We start from the raw sequence: 17,639 nt of genomic DNA on the forward strand, positions 1-17,639 counted from the left end.
TCTATTCTGTTGGAAAAGGAATATCAAGTTGCATTACATCTGCATAAGTTTCCCGTCGAATTGCTAGAAAATCAACATTATTTTCCACGAATACAACGGCTGGCCGAGGAATTCGATTGTAATTACTCGCCATTGAATAGCCATATGCACCGGTGCTAAAGACAGCCAACACGTTTGGTTCTTGAACTTTAGGAAGAGGCAAGTCCCAAATCAACATGTCGCCAGATTCACAACATTTCCCTGCAATAGAATAGGTTGCTGTTGGTTGTTCTGTGGCGCGGTTTGCTAAAATGCCTGTGTATTTCGCGTCATAAAGAGCTGGACGGATGTTATCAGACATTCCACCATCAACGGCTAAATAGTTTCGCACGTTGGGAACTTCTTTTTGTGAGCCCGTTTCATACAAAGTCGTTCCCGCATCTCCGACTAAACTGCGTCCTGGTTCCAACCATATTTCAGGCATCGGAATGCCTAATTCAGTTGTTTTCAAAATAACTTCATCAATAATAGATACCATCAGTTCTGGAATTGCTAATGGTTGATCCTCTTTTGTATAGCGAATGCCAAATCCGCCACCTAAATTCAGCACACTTAAATGAAAGCCAAAAGCCTTTTGCCACTCAATTGTTTTTGAGAGTAGTTTATCAATTGCCATTAAAAAACCATCTGATTCAAAAATCTGTGAGCCAATATGACTGTGAAGTCCAATGAGTTCGATGTTTGATAAGTTCATCGCTTCAATGACTGCTTGTTCTGCTTGCCCATTCATTAAATCAAATCCAAATTTTGAATCTTCTTGTCCTGTTGAAATATAGTCATGTGTGTGTGCTTCTACGCCAGGCGTGACACGGATTAAAATCTTAACAGTGTGCTCTTTTTGACTCGCTAACTGATTCAATAACGTCAACTCATTGAAATTATCAACAACAAAGCACCCAATTTGGTAATCTAAGGCTGCGTTCATTTCCGTTTTGGTTTTATTGTTTCCATGAAAATGAATTTTTTTACTCGGAAATCCTGCTTGGATAGCCGTATATAATTCTCCGCCTGAAACCACATCAAGAGACATTCCTTCTTGAGCCATTAATTGATAAATCGCTAAACATGAAAAGGCTTTGCTAGCATAAGCTACTTGTGCATTGATTTGTTTACGTTCGAAAGTTTCTTTAAACTCTCGGCAGCGTTCTCGGATTAAGGCGATATCGTAAACAAATAATGGTGTCTGGTACTTATCAGCAAGTAAAACTGTATCAATTCCTCCAATCGTTAGATGATCTTCAGTATTGATTGTCATTGTACCTGGTAGTTTAGTTAAATTCATTTATTTTCCCCATTTCAATCCCCGTAAATTGCTCATTTAACTTTACCATAATCTGGACATTTTCACAATCTAACTAGCTAAAAGAATGTGTTATTTCCAATGATTTTATATTTTTAAGCTCTCGGATGATACGTTTTATAAACTGAGGTCATGCGTTGTTTGGTAATATGTGTATAAATTTGAGTCGTGGAAATATCCGCATGTCCCAGCAATTCTTGTACAACTCGCAAATCTGCACCATTTTCTAATAAATGAGTTGCAAATGAATGGCGTAAAGTGTGTGGCGTAACCTCTTTTTCAATTCCTGCTTTTTTGACAATCGCTTTTAAATTTTTCCAAACGCCTTGTCTTGTTAAGCCTTTGCCATGATGATTTAAAAATAAATTAAGTTCACGTCTTCCTGGTTTTTCAAGTTTCACTCGGCTATATTTCATGTATTTCTCAATCCATTCAATTGCCAAATCGCCAAGGGGAATAATCCGTTCCTTGTCCCCTTTACCAATGGTCTGAATCAACCCTAGCGATAAATGCAAATCACTTAGTTTTAGCTCTGTCAATTCGCTAACCCGCAATCCAGTTGCATACATCACCTCTAACATTGCTCGGTCTCTTAAACCTAGAGTAGTGTTGGTATCAGGTGTTTCAATCAGGCATTCGACTTCTTTCATCGACAGCGTTTTAGGTAAGGTTTGAGCTTTTTTAGGCGTGTCGATGTGCAACATGGGATCCGTATCACATAATCGTTCCTGTTTTAAAAACTGATGGAATCTTCTTAGACTAGAGACCATCCGAATCACAGTACCCGCTGCTTTTTCTTCGTCTTTTAATTGCTGTAAAAAAGTCAGAACTAAATACCGATCAACTTCCGACCAGCTTTTGACTTGATTCGTAGTTAAAAACTCAATATAGCTTATTAAATCGCGACGGTAGCTTTCTATGGTATTTTTGGAAAGACCTCGCTCAATTGTTAAATAATGCAGATACTCCGTTAAATCGTTCTCCACTTTCGTCACCTCCAACAGTGTTTTGTTAAGAAAAAAAAGAAACAACCAACAAAGTCAATTGTTTCTCCTTCTTTAATTGTTAATTAGTGTTTCCCGTTTTCTTGGCATTCTTGACAAATCCCATGAAAAGTTAAACGATGATCTTTTACGATAAAATGGAAACGACTTTCAACAATTGGTTCAATTTCTTCAAGCAAATCTTCATGAACTTCTTCAATACTTCCACACTCAATACATAATAAATGGTGATGGAAATGTTTCGCGCCTTCTTTACGAACATCATATCGAGCTAAACCGTCATTAAAACTGATTTTATTGATAATGTTTAATTCTGTTAAAATTTCTAGCGTCCGATAAACCGTTGCTAAACCGATATCAGGGCTTTTTTCTTTAACAAGCATGTACACTTCCTCAGCACTTAAATGGTCTTTTTCTTTTTCAAGTAAAACCGCTACAGTTGCTTCGCGTTGTGGCGTTAATTTGAAACCTGCTTCGTGTAATTGATTTTTGATTTTTAGTAAAGGAGATTCTGTTGTTTTCACGGTAATAGCCTCTCTTATTTATAATCTTTATAATCTACTTATAAACTCTTCTTATCTAGTTTATAAAAATTACAATCTAATTGCAATCAATTTAAGTGTTATTGAACATTTTTATGAGACTTTACTCACTTTCATTCTCAATTGGCGAGTCAACTAAGCGAGTCTCACCATCCACTTGAACAATTTTACGTTGTCTCATTAGATTTCCTAACGCACGTTTAAATTGACCTTTACTGATACCAAAACGTTCTTTAATTTCTTCTGGATCGCTTTTATCTGTGTAAGGGAAACTGCCTGTACGGGTGCGTTCTAAAATCGCTAGTAACATACCCGCGTCGTCTTCAATTGCTTCGTGAGCACGAGGCATCAACGAAATATTTAAAATCCCATCTTCACGAACTCCAATAACACGACCTTCAACGACTTCACCTAAACGTGGCTCATCTTTTCGCTCACTAGGATGTACAAAGCCTAAATAATCGTCTTCCATGATTAAATAAGTGCCTACTACCTTCAAACGGAACGCAGTACCTTTAATATTTTTATTTTTTAACGCTTCTTCGTCTGTCGCTTTTTTAGCGATTGAGTAGTAAAATTCTTCTGGCGCTAACGTTCCCCACATACGGTCTTTTGCATCAACATGAATGCCAATCAATAACTGATCGCCTTTTTTAGGCCATAAATGTTTTTCAGTTGGCAGTTCATCTAAAGAAACGACCATTTCCTTGTCCGGCAAACCAATATCTACAAAGACACCTAAGTCTTTTCTCGTGTCTATAACCATTCCCCAAGCAAACTTTCCAACTTGAACGTTAGGAGTCGTCTGAGTCATAACAAAGTCTTTATTCATTGAAATGTATACAAAACCTTCTACTGGGTCACCTAATTCATAGTTTATTTCTTCTGTTTTAGCTAATTTGTATGTTACACCATCTTTTTGGATAAAATAAGATTTATCATTTTCATCTGTTACGATTCCCGTAACAACTGTACCTAAGGATTGATTCATTATTGTGCCTCCATCATTTTCTTCTTGTTCTATTATAGCGTAGAATGGCTCTCTTGCCTATCGAATCCTTTTAAAATCTGAGTCATTACTTCGTAAAAGGCAAAATTTGTAAAATACAATAGGTCAAACCTGCTGCAATAACAGGTCCTGCTGCAACCCCTTTTAACAAAACAACACCCATGATGGTTCCAAACACCAAGGCAATTGTTACTTCTGGACTAGCAGACAGTAAGCCCACTCCTTTGCTTGATAGTAATGATACTCCGATTCCACAAAGGATTGCTACCCAACCCACGGGGGATTTAAACGCTTCAAGTAAATCTTTAAATCCTATTTGACCTGTTGCAATTGGGACTAGTATAGAAGCAGTAATAATCGTAACTCCCCAATTTATCCCCTTCAATTGAACCATTTCTAATAATTTATCTGTTTGAGGAATTAATTTAATTAGTAAAATAAATGCTGTAGCAATAATCAACGATTGATTTTTTGCAATGAATGCAATGATTAAAATAATACCTAAAAATAACCAACTTTCTAACAATACTCTCACTCCTTTATTCTCTCTAACTAGTTTAACGAAAAAATCAAAAGAAGGAAAGAAAAATAATTAGTTTACCATAATTTTATTATGTGAATTGTATTATTACTAAAAAAACTCATAAATCAGAAATTCCTGATTTATGAGTTTTCAACTTTTTAAAATTTAGATAGCTGTTGTTGCGCCACGGTAGATAATCCCACGACGAGAATCAACAGTGATTAATTCATCATTTTTAATTAATGACGTTGCATTTGTTGCGCCAACGATAACCGGAATGCTCATAGCAATTCCAACTACTGCAGCATGGCTAGTTAAGCCACCTTCTTCAACTACGATAGCAGCTGATTTTTCAATTGCAGGAAGGTAATCTTTGTCAGTTGTTTTAACAACTAAAATTCCGCCATCAATTGCATTTTTGTTTGCTTCTTCAGCAGAAGTTGCTACAACTGCTTTCGCAATAACTGAAGTCGTACCAACACCGTGGCCAGTCGCTAATTTAGAACCAATTAATTGGATCTTCATTAAGTTCGTTGTTCCACGTTCACCAACTGGAACACCAGCAGTGATAATGATTAAGTCGCCTTCTTTAGCAAATCCTGATTCTTGAGAAACACGAGTTGCAAGGTTGAACATATCATCTGTTGAGCTTGGTTTTTCAGCTACTTGAGGATAAACACCCCATGAAAGAGCTAAACCGCGCATTTGACGTTCTGTAAATGTAATTGCAACAATATGTGATTTAGGACGGTATTTAGAAATCATACGTGCAGTGTGACCAGATTCAGTAGCAGCTACAATTGTTTGAATTCCTAAGTTACGTGCAGTGTGACCAACTGATTGACCAATTGCTTCCGTCATATCTGTTTTGCTATATGCTTTTAATGCAAATGCATCTTGATTTACTAATGCTTCTTCCGTACGGATTGCAATACGGTTCATTGTTTGAACGGCTTCAACTGGGTAATCCCCAGCAGCTGTTTCACCTGAAAGCATGATTGCATCTGTTCCATCAAAAATCGCATTGGCAACATCACTGGCTTCAGCACGTGTTGGACGTGGATTTTTTTGCATAGAATCAAGCATTTGAGTTGCAGTAATAACAGGTTTACCTAAAGCGTTACATTTTGAAATCAATAATTTTTGAGCGATTGGAACTTCCTCAGTTGGGATTTCAACTCCAAGATCTCCACGAGCAACCATTAAACCATCAGAAATTTTTAGGATTTCATCAATGTTGTCCACACCTTCTTGGTTTTCAATCTTAGGAATGATTTGAATGTGTGTTGCATTGTTTTCTTCTAAAATTTGAGTGATTTCTAAAACGTCACTTGGACGACGTACAAAACTTGCTGCGATAAAATCAACATCGTTTTCAATACCAAAACGAATATCTGCTGCGTCTTTTTCAGTGATTCCTGGTAGATTAATTGATACGTTAGGTACGTTCACACCTTTTTTATTTTTCAATGTTCCAGCATTTTTAACAACTGTTACGATTTCATTTGCTGCTTTATCGATATCGGTTACTTCTAAATCGATTAAACCGTCATCTAACAAAATGTGTGAACCTGGGTTTACATCGTTGATTAATTCTGGGTATGAAATTGAGAATTTTTCTTTTGTTCCTTCGATTTGCGTCATTGCAAGACGAACAACATCGCCAGTTGAAAAATCAATTTTTCCATCTTTCATGTCATGCGTACGGATTTCAGGACCTTTTGTATCTAAAAGAATCGCAACCATTTTACCCGTGATTTTTGATGCTTCACGAATGTTTTTGATACGGTTTCCGTGCTCTTCAAAATCACCATGTGAAAAGTTTAAACGACAAACGTTCATGCCTGATTCAATCAATTTCACCAATGTTTCTACTGATTCACTTGCTGGTCCAATTGTACATACAATTTTTGTTTTTTTCATAATTTAATTATCTCTCCCAAAATTTATTTTTAACCGCTCAGTATAAGTAAGAGGTTAGAAGTTATGCTTCGTTTAATAAGAAATTTCTTGATTTAATTGGTATAAAGATAAATCTGCTCTGTGTTTGCCGTTTTCAAGAACATCAATAATGTCGTTTTCGATTAATTTGTTATCACGAATTCCAACACAAAGTCCGCCTTTTCCGGTTTTTAACAAATCAACAGCATGTGCGCCGAACGTACTTGCTAATACACGGTCACGAGCGCTTGGTGCTCCACCACGTTGAACATGTCCTAAAACTGTTACACGTGCATGGTAATCGCCATGTTTTGCTAATTCATCAGCAAATTCATTGCCGCCCATTACGCCTTCTGCAACTACGATTAAGCTGTGTTTTTTACCACGATCGCGGCCTTTTTGAATTGTTTTAGCAACTTCTGCCATATCAAAATCTTTTTCAGGAATAATAATTTGTTCTGCTCCACCAGCAACACCAGCCCAAAGAGCGATATCCCCAGCGTCACGTCCCATTACTTCAATAATAAAAGTACGAACATGACTTGTTGCAGTATCACGAATACGGTCAATTGATTCTAAAACCGTGTTTGTGGCTGTGTCAAATCCAATACAAAAATCAGTTCCTGGAATATCGTTGTCAATTGTACCTGGTAAACCGATTGCAGGATAACCATGTTTTGTTAAAGCCATCGCTCCATGATAAGAACCATCGCCACCAATCACAACTAATCCTTCAATGCCAAATTTTTTCAATTGCTCGATCCCTTTTAATTGGCCTTCCTCAGTGGCAAATTCAGGATAACGTGCAGAATATAGGAATGTTCCTCCTCGTTGGATCATATCTCCTACATCACTAATTGATAGTTTACGAATGTCGCCTGCTACTAAGCCAGCAAAACCATAATTGATTCCATAAACTTCCATACCTTCGTAGATTCCTTTACGAACAACCGCGCGAACGGCAGCGTTCATACCAGGAGCGTCTCCACCACTTGTTAAAACAGCGATACGTTTCATATACCTCTCACCTCATACGTTATTATTGTAAAAAATAATACCTAAACGGCCATTGTTATTTTTTACGGCTTCCTAAACCTTTTCATTTGTCATTGAGTTGCCAAAACCTGTTGTTTCATGACAAACTTAAAAGCTCACATCAACATTCTAACACTTTTCTTAGCAATTGTCTTTTCAAAATGAGCAATTTTCAAAAAAAGTCCGTTTTTTCTTTGTTTGAACCGTTTTCTTTGAAAATCAGGTCCCTTTTTGCCAAACAATATTTTGTTTTCCTAATAATTCTTCTAATCGAGACAATAAGCCTTCTGAAATAGTTACCCATTCAGTGTCATTTAAAACGATTTTTTTATTGGATTCAACATAAAATAAAATAACAGGTACATTTCCAGCTTCAGCCTTTAAAATGTGATGCATTTCAGTCAACGTTTCGGTTTCTTCTTTATCTGTTTGAACACGTATAAAAAGCTTATCGAAACTACTTTTCTTACTTAACTCACTCGCATCTTCTATTTTATTAACGATTAATTGTTTTTCTTCTTGCAGACCCTCTTCTGCTTTCCCTTCAATATAAAGAACATTGTTTTTCTCTAAATATTTCGCGTATTGACGATAAGTTTTTGGGAAAAGTGTAATTGAACATTCGCCTGATTGATCGTTAACGACCACAAAAGCCATTTGCTCGCCTTTTTTAGTTCGAATCAAACGACTGCTTTTCACAGCACCTATAATTTTAGCCAGTTGGTTGCTTTGCAAATCTTTAATATAGCCTGCTTGTTTTAAAAAACGAACATTTTCAAAACGTTCAACCGGATGCCCTGAAAGATAGGCACCTAAAAATTCTTCCTCTTTTTCTAAGCGTGTATCTAATGTCAGATCTGGTGCTACTTCATATTTTGGCTCTAACGATTTTATCAGAGTTTCGTTGTTGCCACTAATTTTAATGTTATCAATGATCCCTTCCAAAGACGCAATTAACACGCCTCTAGGGTACTCAAATGAATCAAAAGCTCCTGCGTAAATAAAAGGTTCAATCAGCTCAAATTTCAACCACTTTGGATCAATTTTTCGTAAAAAGTCAATTAAATCACGATAAGGTCCATATTCTTTTCTTAAGCGAATCACTTCTAAAATCATATCGCGTCGCACACCTTTAATACTGCCTAGCCCAAATTGAATCGCGCCATTTTTTAATGAAAAAACATAAAAGCTTTTATTGATATCTGGAGCGAAAACGGCAATTTTACGTTTTTTTGCTTCTAGTAGATATTCTTTAATTTTTGTTGGATTATTCATAGCCGAATTTAATAAGGCGGCAAAAAAGGCATGAGGGTAATGCGCTTTTAAATACGCAAGCTGATAGGCAATAAAAGCATAGCCTACTGCGTGTGAACGGTTGAACCCATAGTTTGCAAAACGTTCAATATATTGATAGACGGTTGCCGCTGTTTCTTCACTGTAGCCTTTCGCCAAAGCACCTTCAATAAAATGTCCTCGTTCTCTGTCAATTACTGATTTTTCTTTTTTACTCATGGCTCTTCTTAAAATATCTGCTTGCCCAAGAGTAAACCCCCCCATTTTCGAAGCGACTTGCATCACTTGTTCTTGATAGACCATCACGCCGTACGTGACTCCTAAAATATCCTTTAAACTATCATCTGGATAAGCAATCGCCACTTTGCCTTTTTTACGGTCAATAAACAGGTCGATTTGTTCCATAGGACCTGGACGGTATAAAGCATTTACGGCGGCAATGTCTTCAAGGGAAGTTGGGCCTAATTTTCGAAGGACATTTTTAATACCTGTCGATTCAAATTGAAATACCCCTGATGTATCTGCTTTTCTAAAAATGGTTAAAGTCTCTTCGTCATTCATCGGAATTTGATGCAGATCGATTACGACACCTTGTTCTTGTTTGATTAATTGAATCGCGTTATCAAGGATTTGAAGGTTTCGTAAACCAAGAAAATCCATTTTTAATAAGCCGATTTCTTCGACATTTCCCATCGCATACTGAGTTAAATGAATTTCTCCACTTCCTAATTGTAAAGGAATCAGTGAAACGAGAGGCTGATCACTAATGACCACACCCGCAGCATGAGTTGAAACGTGGCGCGGCAAGCCTTCTATTCTTTTTGCTGTATCAAAAAGCAATTTGTTTTTGTCATTTTCTGCAACCAGTTGTTGGAGTGCTTTTGATTGTTTGTAAGCTGATTCTAACGTAATTCCTAAAACTTTTGGGATTGCTTTTGACCAAACATTGGCTTCGTTTTGGTTTAAACCAAAAACACGTGCCACATCGCGCAAGGCCATTTTAGCAGCTAAAGTTCCAAAGGTGGCAATTTGTGCGACATGATCCTGCCCGTATTTATTTTTAACATATTGAAGCATTTCTTCTCGACGGTTATCTGGGAAATCCAAATCAATATCAGGCATTGTATAACGTTCTTCATTCAAGAACCGCTCAAATAATAAATCAAATTCGATTGGATCGACGTCGGTGATTTCCAGCACATAAGAAACCAAGGAGCCCGCTGCTGAACCACGACCAGCACCTGTGATAATCTTCGACCGGTGGGCGTATGCCATTAAATCCCAAACAATCAGAAAGTAATCTTCAAATCCCATTTTATGGATGATGGTTAATTCATGCTCTAATTGTTTTTGATAACGTTCATCTGCTGCTGGAACGCGTTTTTTTAACCCTGCAAAACAACGTTCTCGTAAAAAGCCAGCCGTTTCTTGCCCCTCTTTTAGTGGGAATTTTGGTAATAAGTGTTGATGTAGTGGAATCTCGACTTGAATGGTATTGGCAATTTTTTCTGTTTCTTGCGCCGCTTCTGTCAACCCGGCTTCACTAAATTTCGCTTCGATGGTCTCAACTGTTGGCAAATAATAAGGGCCACTTGTTGAAGTGATGCTTAAATCTAATTTGATGCCTTCGTCAACTGCACGTAAAACTTTTGTGCTAAAATCATCATTTGGTGATAAATAACGCACATCGTGCATGGCAACCGTTTTGATTTGATGTTGATGTGCCAGTCCTTGCAGTTCCTCATTAATATCCCTTAACGTTTGATGCAGTTGAACGCCAAGATAAAATTGATCTTTAGCAAAAATAGTTAACCAGTTAGATACCATTTGCTGGGCATCTTCAAGGTGATGGTTTAAAAGAGCTTGTTCGATTTCACCTGTTTCTCCTGGGGTGATTGCGATTAAGTCTTCTGAATAGTCTTTTAATAGTTGATACTCCACAACTTCATGACCTGCTAGGAGCATTTTTTTTGTTGATAAGGCCATTAGATTTTGATAGCCTTGGTAATTTTTTGCCAATAAAACTATTGGATAGGTTGTTTCTGGATGCGTTGCACCGGTTACTTCTAAAGTTAATCCAATGATCGGTTTTATTTCATGTTTTAAACAAGCTTTATAAAAATCAACAACGCCGTATAAGACATTATAATCGGTTAGGGCGATTGCTTGGTAGCCATTTTTTTTCGCACAAATAACAAGCTGTTCAATAGAAGTGGTACTTTTTAATAAACTGTATGCGCTAATTACTTGTAACTGTACAAAAGACATTTTTTTCACTCCTATTCGCTTTTCTCCTGTTTATTATACCCTGTAATAGGAAGGATTCGCAATCGAACATCTTCTTTTTTCCAACTTCGAGATAATTCTTTACAATTAGGGAGAATGTGATAAAATGAAGGCGAATGAAAAGAGGTGCAAAACTATGAAATATTTAACCACTTTTTTCTGGGCTTTCGCTGTTGGACAAGCTGTCAACTACATCGGTAGTGCGCTTGTAAATGGTACCTATGATTTCAAAACAGCTACAATCATCGGTTTGATTGCTGGACTGATTTGTCTTGGAATCGGTGCGGTTGTCAACGAATCTGCCCCTGCTAAAACTGAGAATTAACGAAAAAGACCTAGAGCAAATTCCTCTAGGTCTTTTTAATTTAACTATTTTCTGAAAATTCTTCATCACTTAACGCAATGTTTTCAAAAACCAAATGATTGTCTAACAAACTTACAATGACTTTGGTTTTTGGTAAAACGCGACCTGCGATGATTTCTTTTGCAAGCGGCGTCTCCACTTCTTTGGTTAAGAAACGTTTCAATGGTCTTGCGCCATAGATTGGGTCATAGGCATTTTCTGCTATCCATGTTTGAGCTTCTTCAGAAACTTCTAATAAAATTTCTTGATCCGCTAAACGTCGGCTTAATGTTTTCGTCATTTTAACGATGATGCCCTTCACGTTTTCTAGGCTAAGTGGCGTAAATAAGACGGTATCGTCAATTCGATTTAAAAATTCTGGTTTGAAGGAGCCTTTTAGTAAGGACATCACTTCATCTTCCACCGCTGGTTCAATGTGACCCTCTGCATCAGTTCCTTCTAATAATAGGTTAGAACCGATATTGCTTGTCATAATTAAAACAGTATTTTTAAAATCAACGACGCGTCCTTTTGAATCTGTTAAGCGACCATCGTCTAATACTTGTAATAAAATATTGAAAACATCGGGATGAGCTTTTTCAATTTCATCTAATAGTACGATAGTGTAAGGACTTCTGCGAACTGCTTCTGTTAATTGTCCGCCTTCTTCATATCCTACATAACCAGGAGGCGCACCAACTAAACGGGAAACGCTGTGTTTTTCCATATACTCACTCATATCAATTCGAACCATATGGTCTTCTGAATCAAACAAGTTTTCTGCCAAAGCTTTTGCTAATTCTGTTTTCCCAACACCTGTTGGCCCTAAAAATAGGAATGAACCTAACGGACGACTAGGGTCTTGTAAACCTGCACGGGCACGAATAACCGCGTCTGTTACGCTATCAACAGCTTCATTTTGACCAATCACGCGTTTATGCAAGGTTTCACCTAGTTGCAATAATTTTTCTCGTTCGCCTTCAACTAGTTTAGAAACTGGAATACCGGTCATTCTGCCGATTACTTCTGCAATTTCATTTTCAGTAACCGATTCTTGTACTAAACGGCTATTTTCTTGTTTGTAGCTGGCTCCTTCTTGTTCGATTTCAGCTAGCTCTTTTTCTAGAGCGGGAATTTGACCGTGTCTTAAGACTGCTGCGCGTTCCAAATCGTAGCTACTTTCTGCATCTTCAAGTTCGCGACGTGCTTGGTCTAGTTCGGCACGTTTATCACGTAATTTAGATACTTCTTCTTTTTCGGTTTCCCATTTCATTTTCAATTGGTTGGCTTGTTCTCTTAAATCTGCCAATTCTTCTTGTAACAAGTTTAAACGTTTCTTACTTGCGTCGTCATTTTCTTTTTTCAAAGCCGCTTCTTCAATTTCTAGTTGCATTAAACGTCTTGTCACTTGATCTAGTTCCGTTGGCATTGAATTCATTTCAACTCGAATTGTTGCGCAAGCCTCATCAACTAAATCAATCGCTTTATCTGGTAAATAACGATCTGTGATGTAACGAGTTGATAAAGTAGCGGCTGCAACTAAGGCGTTATCATGGATATTCACACTGTGATGGATTTCAAAGCGTTCTTTTAACCCACGTAAAATACTGATTGTATCTTCAACAGTTGGTTCATTTACTAAGACCTTTTGGAAACGACGTTCTAAGGCTTTGTCTTTTTCCATGTACTCACGGTACTCATCTAATGTTGTTGCGCCAATACAGTGCAACTCACCACGAGCCAGCATTGGTTTTAATAGGTTCCCAGCGTCCATACTGCCTTCTGTTTTTCCAGCACCTACGATTGTATGAATTTCATCAATAAAGAGAATAATACGACCGTCGCTTTTTTTCACTTCTTTTAAAACCGCTTTTAAACGCTCTTCAAATTCACCACGGAATTTAGCGCCTGCAATCAACGCCCCCATATCTAATGAGAAAATCGTTTTATCTTTTAAGTTTTCTGGTACGTCTTTTCGAACGATTCGTTGCGCTAAGCCTTCAACAATCGCGGTTTTACCAACCCCAGGTTCTCCAATTAAGACTGGGTTATTTTTTGTTTTACGAGATAGAATCCGAATCACGTCTCGAATTTCCTCGTCACGTCCAATAACAGGATCTTGTTTTCCTGATTTTACGGCTTGAACTAAGTCTGTTCCATATTTTTCTAGTGCTTGGTATTGTTCTTCTTGATTTTGAGATGTCACACGCTCTCCTCCTCTCATTTTTTCGATTTCTTCTTTTAAGGCTTTTTCAGTAATTCCTTGTTCTTTCAAATATTTTGTCAAAGAATAATTTTTTAATTTCATTAAACCAAGGACTACTGTTTCAGTAGATGTGTATTCATCTTTAAAGCTTTCTCTGATTTTATCTGCTTCAATTAGTAAATTGTATAAATTTTGGCTAAGACCTTGTCCATATTGAACATTTCCGCCTTCAATCGATGGGTAACGATCTAACTCTGCATCAACTTTTTGTTCAAATTGGTTCATATTTAAACCAAGATCTTGATACAATCCTCTTGCAAAATGATCAGGTGTTAAAAAGATTTTCCATAGATGAACAATGTCGATATCTTGATTGTGTCTTGTAATCGCAATTTCTCTAGCGTCTCCTAAAGCTTGTTGCATCGTTGATGTTAATTTTTCTAAATCCATATGTTTGTAACCTCCCTTAAATTTATCTTTGAGTCAATTATACACCTATTGGTCAAAAAAGGTCAATAAATAACCCTTGAAAAATCTAAAAATTTTTTACAAAAAAAACCTGATTTAAAAGGATCGTCTTCTCTTAAATCAAGTTTCTTATTTTTTTATATTTGCCTAAAATTACCGACTAGGTCTGTTGTTTGTTGCACATTTACAAAGGCCTTAGAATCTGCTTCTTGAACGAGTGCTTCCAAATAAAACAATTCATATTTTGAGACAACAGTAATGTACATTTTTACAGGTTCTTTTGTATATAAGCCATAACCATGATCAATAACTGTCACCCCGTGAATAAACTTCGAAGTCAGCGCCTCTTCTAATTCTTCTGATTTTTTCGTAATAATCGTCACGGTCATTTTTTGTTGTCGTGTATGGAAAAAATCAACCATATGTGCATTAACATAGATGGCAATAATACTATATAAGGCTAATTCCCAACCGTATAAAAAGCCTGCTACAATCAAAATCATCCCATTAACTAGAAAGCCTAATTGCCCGACTTTACGACCTGTTGCTAGCTGAATGACAACCGCTATAATATCAACGCCACCTGTTGAAAGTCCATAGCGCAAACAAATTCCAACACCCATTCCACACAATCCACCACCAAAAATTGCGGCGACTAATGGATTTGTGGTAATCGTCATAACCGGAACGATCTTCAAAAAGATGGAAGAGGCAATCACCGAAATCAAACTATAACAAGTAAAACTGCTGCCTAATTTTTTCCATGAAAGGAACACTAAGGGCAAATTTAATAAGAGGATTAATGTTGAAATAGATAAATTCAAGTGGATATAATCTGTTAAAATTTTTGATAATAATTGCGCTAAACCGGTGATTCCACTTGAATAGACTTTAGCGGGTACTAAGAAAAAATTAATTCCAATACTTGCTAGCATTCCATATAAAATAGCTGCTCCAATACGACGAATTGATGTTGCTTTAAAATCTGGTTTTTCAGTTGCTTCTTTTCCTTTTAACATACATGCGCTCCCATTTGATGGATTTCTACATTTCTTAATCTTGCGTTTATTATAACACTTTCCTTCTATATTAAAAGGAATTATCAGCGGTTTTAACAGCGTTCTTTAAAAATACTTATGAATCGATTACAAAAACATGATAATCCTTTTATTTTCCTTGAACTGCAACAAAAAAAGCATGGAAATGACTCCCATGCTAAAAGATTTATTCGACGTCTCCAGTATTGATAACCGGTTGCGTTCCTTTATCCGTAATAATAGACACTAATAAATTGTTAACTAATTGTAGGCGACGTTCATCCGTTAATTTTAAGACAGACTGCTCTTCTAATTGGGCAATAGCTAGTTGTGTCATGCCTACCGCTCCCTCAACAATAATTTGACGGGCACTTAAAATGGCCTTTGCCTGTTGACGTTGCAGCATGGCACTAGCAATCTCAGTTGAGTACGCTAAATGTGTTAAACGTGCTTCAATAATTTCAACACCCGCCACTTCTAATCGATTTTGCAATTCTTGGGCTAGTTCTTCCGATACTTCAGAAGCATTTCCTCGCAATGTAATGTCTTGATCGGTAAATGAATCATAAGGATATTTTGTTGCTACGTGACGGATCGCCGTTTCACTTTGGATTTCAATAAAATTTTCATAGAAATCAACATCAAAAGAAGCTTTGGCAGTGTCTACTACTTTAAAAACGACCACTGCTGCTATTTCAATGGGATTTCCATCCACATCATTCACCTTAAGCTTGGCGCTATTGAAATTACGAACACGTAACGAAATCATTGCTTTTTGAGTTAAAGGAACTGTGATAAATAAGCCATTTGCTCGAATGGTTCCTAGGTATTTTCCAAAAAAGGTAATGACTTTGGCTTGATTGGGTGCTACGATCGTTAGCGATGTGAAAAATAAATACGCAATAATTAAAAAGAAAGCTCCTGCGACAATTAAGCCGATATTTTCATTGACAACTCCATTAAATCCTAAAAATGCTCCAAACAAACCTAGTAAAATAAGTAAAACAATTCCTAAGTAACCGTTTAAATAAAATGTTTTCTTTTCTTGCATTTCTTTTCCCCCTTATGAATGTACTTTTACATTCATATTATAACATAATCACCATTTTTTTATGAGTGTTTATCAACTCTTTAAATAATCTCATTTTAACAAAAGATGGAAAATAAATAGAATTTTTACAAATCATCATTATTATTAAATTTAATTCTTTATCATATGTTATACTGAGATTAAAATACAAACTCAAAAGGAGTTATTAACATGGCTACCTATGATGAAATTACTAATCGACTAGCACAAGACGAAGTTGTAAAAGAATTTTTTAAAGACACTTCCTATTCACATAAAGAAGTATATGATTTATTATTTCATATCACAGCTTCCGTCAAGCACGCACAACGAGTGCCTAAAAAATTTTATACGAAATCATCCTTGCCAACAACGTATGTTTCACTTGATATTGAAACAACTGGTTTTACTAAAAGTGATGAAATCATTCAAATAAGTGCATGCAAATTCGACAAGGGAAAAGAAATTGATTTTTTTGATACATTTATCAAACCAAAAAACGCTCAACTTTCTACACAAATAATTTATCTTACAGGTATCACTGAAGAAAATCTATCTCATGCACCTGATATTGAGGAAATATCAGGCAGCTTAATTTCGTTTATTGATAACCTACCTATCATCGGTCACAATATTGCAAGCTTTGATTTACCATTTCTTTCTCGTTCAGGCATTGAGTTAAAAAATAATTTTGGAGTAGATACATTAACCTTTTCAAAAAATTTAAATCTAGGGATTGAAAACTACAAATTAGAAACATTAAAAAAAGGTTTCAATATCTCATCAATTAGCCACAACGCACTGGAAGATGCTCGAGCTACAGCGATTATATTCGAAAAATTAAAAAAAGGTGAACTACCTACTAGTGGAATTTCAGAAGAATATGAACGAACCGAGCTTCTAGCTAAAAAGCAATTTTCCTTCACTGGAAATTTCAAACAATTATCTAGAGACGAGCTAAAAGCGTCAATTAAAGTAAATGGTGGTAAATTTGTTAAAAAAGTTAGTACACGAACCGACTTTTTGATTGTCGGTGTACAAGTTGCTAAAAATCTAAAAGATGGCATTCATAGTTCCGCTGAATTAGATGCAATGGAACTTCAGAAACAAGGATATGACATCTCGATGATTACCGAGGAAGAATACATTTCAATGATTCACTCCAAAAAAAAACGAATAGGAGTATCCGAATGATTCAAAAAATAAGGACATCTAATAATGGTATTTGGTTAATTGAACATTTAGCTACCAAAGATGACACGCTTATTGGAAACGCTGTTGTCCTCTCAAAAAAAGTAGTTGTTTCAGAACTTGGTTCAAAAATGTATGATCATTATTACTTTAGCCAAAATATTAAGCTGATTTATTTAAATAAGATTGTTGCGTATCTAGCTCCTACAAAAAAAGAACTTGAGTTTTTTGAGTTATTGAGAACAGAAAGGGAACTTCCTTTTACTAAAAAATTAGCTCATCAATTTCATATTACTGAGTATGTAATCGATAGTTTATAGCTCATCAGTCCATTAAATCCATACTTGAGTAAA

The 17,639-nt window shown here is 36.3% G+C and carries 14 protein-coding genes; 3 read left to right on the forward strand and 11 right to left on the reverse strand.

Annotated features, from left to right (window positions below):
• Position 1: 1 nt before the first annotated feature.
• From lysA to dnaE, 8 genes are all read right to left on the reverse strand, one after another.
• Positions 2-1,321 (reverse strand): diaminopimelate decarboxylase, encoded by a 1,320-nt coding sequence (gene lysA, locus CDIMF43_RS08705; RefSeq protein WP_109841779.1) that lies wholly within the window; start codon positions 1,319-1,321, stop codon positions 2-4.
• A gap of 113 nt (positions 1,322-1,434) precedes the next feature.
• Positions 1,435-2,325 (reverse strand): site-specific tyrosine recombinase XerD, encoded by an 891-nt coding sequence (gene xerD / locus CDIMF43_RS08710; protein WP_109841780.1) that lies wholly within the window; start codon positions 2,323-2,325, stop codon positions 1,435-1,437.
• A gap of 83 nt (positions 2,326-2,408) precedes the next feature.
• Positions 2,409-2,867 (reverse strand): ferric iron uptake transcriptional regulator, encoded by a 459-nt coding sequence (fur, locus tag CDIMF43_RS08715; RefSeq protein WP_074402663.1) that lies wholly within the window; start codon positions 2,865-2,867, stop codon positions 2,409-2,411.
• 121 nt (positions 2,868-2,988) lie between these two features.
• Positions 2,989-3,876 (reverse strand): CvfB family protein, encoded by an 888-nt coding sequence (locus tag CDIMF43_RS08720; RefSeq protein WP_109841781.1) that lies wholly within the window; start codon positions 3,874-3,876, stop codon positions 2,989-2,991.
• A gap of 85 nt (positions 3,877-3,961) precedes the next feature.
• Positions 3,962-4,420, reverse strand: coding sequence for a DUF441 domain-containing protein (locus CDIMF43_RS08725; RefSeq protein WP_074402661.1), 459 nt, complete (start codon positions 4,418-4,420; stop codon positions 3,962-3,964).
• 162 nt (positions 4,421-4,582) lie between these two features.
• Positions 4,583-6,340: a pyruvate kinase gene (gene pyk / locus CDIMF43_RS08730; protein WP_034569508.1), complete on the reverse strand. Its 1,758-nt coding sequence runs from the start codon at positions 6,338-6,340 to the stop codon at positions 4,583-4,585.
• Positions 6,341-6,412: 72 nt separating this feature from the next.
• The gene (gene pfkA / locus CDIMF43_RS08735) at positions 6,413-7,375 is read right to left on the reverse strand and encodes a 6-phosphofructokinase (RefSeq protein ID WP_074402660.1); all 963 of its coding nucleotides are present in this window, start codon (positions 7,373-7,375) and stop codon (positions 6,413-6,415) included.
• Between the two features lie 237 nt (positions 7,376-7,612).
• Positions 7,613-10,954, reverse strand: a complete 3,342-nt coding sequence (gene dnaE / locus CDIMF43_RS08740) for a DNA polymerase III subunit alpha (protein ID WP_109841782.1) — start codon at positions 10,952-10,954, stop codon at positions 7,613-7,615.
• A 124-nt stretch (positions 10,955-11,078) separates the two neighbouring features.
• Between dnaE and CDIMF43_RS08745 the strand changes: the two genes are divergently transcribed.
• Positions 11,079-11,297, forward strand: coding sequence for a YjzD family protein (locus tag CDIMF43_RS08745; RefSeq protein ID WP_404989835.1), 219 nt, complete (start codon positions 11,079-11,081; stop codon positions 11,295-11,297).
• 40 nt (positions 11,298-11,337) lie between these two features.
• Here the strand turns inward: CDIMF43_RS08745 and clpB are convergent, their stop codons facing one another.
• The 3 genes from clpB to CDIMF43_RS08760 form a co-directional block, all read right to left on the reverse strand.
• The gene (gene clpB, locus CDIMF43_RS08750) at positions 11,338-13,971 is read right to left on the reverse strand and encodes an ATP-dependent chaperone ClpB (RefSeq protein ID WP_109841783.1); all 2,634 of its coding nucleotides are present in this window, start codon (positions 13,969-13,971) and stop codon (positions 11,338-11,340) included.
• A 155-nt stretch (positions 13,972-14,126) separates the two neighbouring features.
• Entirely contained in the window at positions 14,127-15,008 is an 882-nt protein-coding gene (locus CDIMF43_RS08755; RefSeq protein WP_051915630.1) for a YitT family protein, read from the reverse strand.
• A 205-nt stretch (positions 15,009-15,213) separates the two neighbouring features.
• Positions 15,214-16,077, reverse strand: a complete 864-nt coding sequence (locus CDIMF43_RS08760; protein WP_074402656.1) for an SPFH domain-containing protein — start codon at positions 16,075-16,077, stop codon at positions 15,214-15,216.
• Positions 16,078-16,287: 210 nt separating this feature from the next.
• Here CDIMF43_RS08760 and CDIMF43_RS08765 point away from each other — a divergent pair, with 210 nt between their 5' ends.
• Entirely contained in the window at positions 16,288-17,289 is a 1,002-nt protein-coding gene (locus CDIMF43_RS08765) for an exonuclease domain-containing protein (protein ID WP_109841784.1), read from the forward strand.
• Positions 17,286-17,606, forward strand: a complete 321-nt coding sequence (locus tag CDIMF43_RS08770; protein WP_109841785.1) for a hypothetical protein — start codon at positions 17,286-17,288, stop codon at positions 17,604-17,606. The genes CDIMF43_RS08765 and CDIMF43_RS08770 overlap by 4 nt, the downstream gene beginning before the upstream one ends.
• Positions 17,607-17,639 lie beyond the last annotated feature (33 nt).

The organism is Carnobacterium divergens (assembly GCF_900258435.1).
GTDB lineage: Bacteria > Bacillota > Bacilli > Lactobacillales > Carnobacteriaceae > Carnobacterium > Carnobacterium divergens_A.

Coding starts and splice junctions, on each gene's coding strand:
- lysA (WP_109841779.1), bottom strand. CDS start 1,321: ATGAATTTAACTAAACTACCAGGTACAATGACAATCAATACTGAAGAT.
- CDIMF43_RS08770 (WP_109841785.1), top strand. CDS start 17,286: ATGATTCAAAAAATAAGGACATCTAATAATGGTATTTGGTTAATTGAA.
- CDIMF43_RS08765 (WP_109841784.1), top strand. CDS start 16,288: ATGGCTACCTATGATGAAATTACTAATCGACTAGCACAAGACGAAGTT.
- CDIMF43_RS08760 (WP_074402656.1), bottom strand. CDS start 16,077: ATGCAAGAAAAGAAAACATTTTATTTAAACGGTTACTTAGGAATTGTT.
- clpB (WP_109841783.1), bottom strand. CDS start 13,971: ATGGATTTAGAAAAATTAACATCAACGATGCAACAAGCTTTAGGAGAC.
- CDIMF43_RS08745 (WP_404989835.1), top strand. CDS start 11,079: ATGAAGGCGAATGAAAAGAGGTGCAAAACTATGAAATATTTAACCACT.
- pyk (WP_034569508.1), bottom strand. CDS start 6,340: ATGAAAAAAACAAAAATTGTATGTACAATTGGACCAGCAAGTGAATCA.
- pfkA (WP_074402660.1), bottom strand. CDS start 7,375: ATGAAACGTATCGCTGTTTTAACAAGTGGTGGAGACGCTCCTGGTATG.
- CDIMF43_RS08720 (WP_109841781.1), bottom strand. CDS start 3,876: ATGAATCAATCCTTAGGTACAGTTGTTACGGGAATCGTAACAGATGAA.
- CDIMF43_RS08755 (WP_051915630.1), bottom strand. CDS start 15,008: ATGTTAAAAGGAAAAGAAGCAACTGAAAAACCAGATTTTAAAGCAACA.
- dnaE (WP_109841782.1), bottom strand. CDS start 10,954: ATGTCTTTTGTACAGTTACAAGTAATTAGCGCATACAGTTTATTAAAA.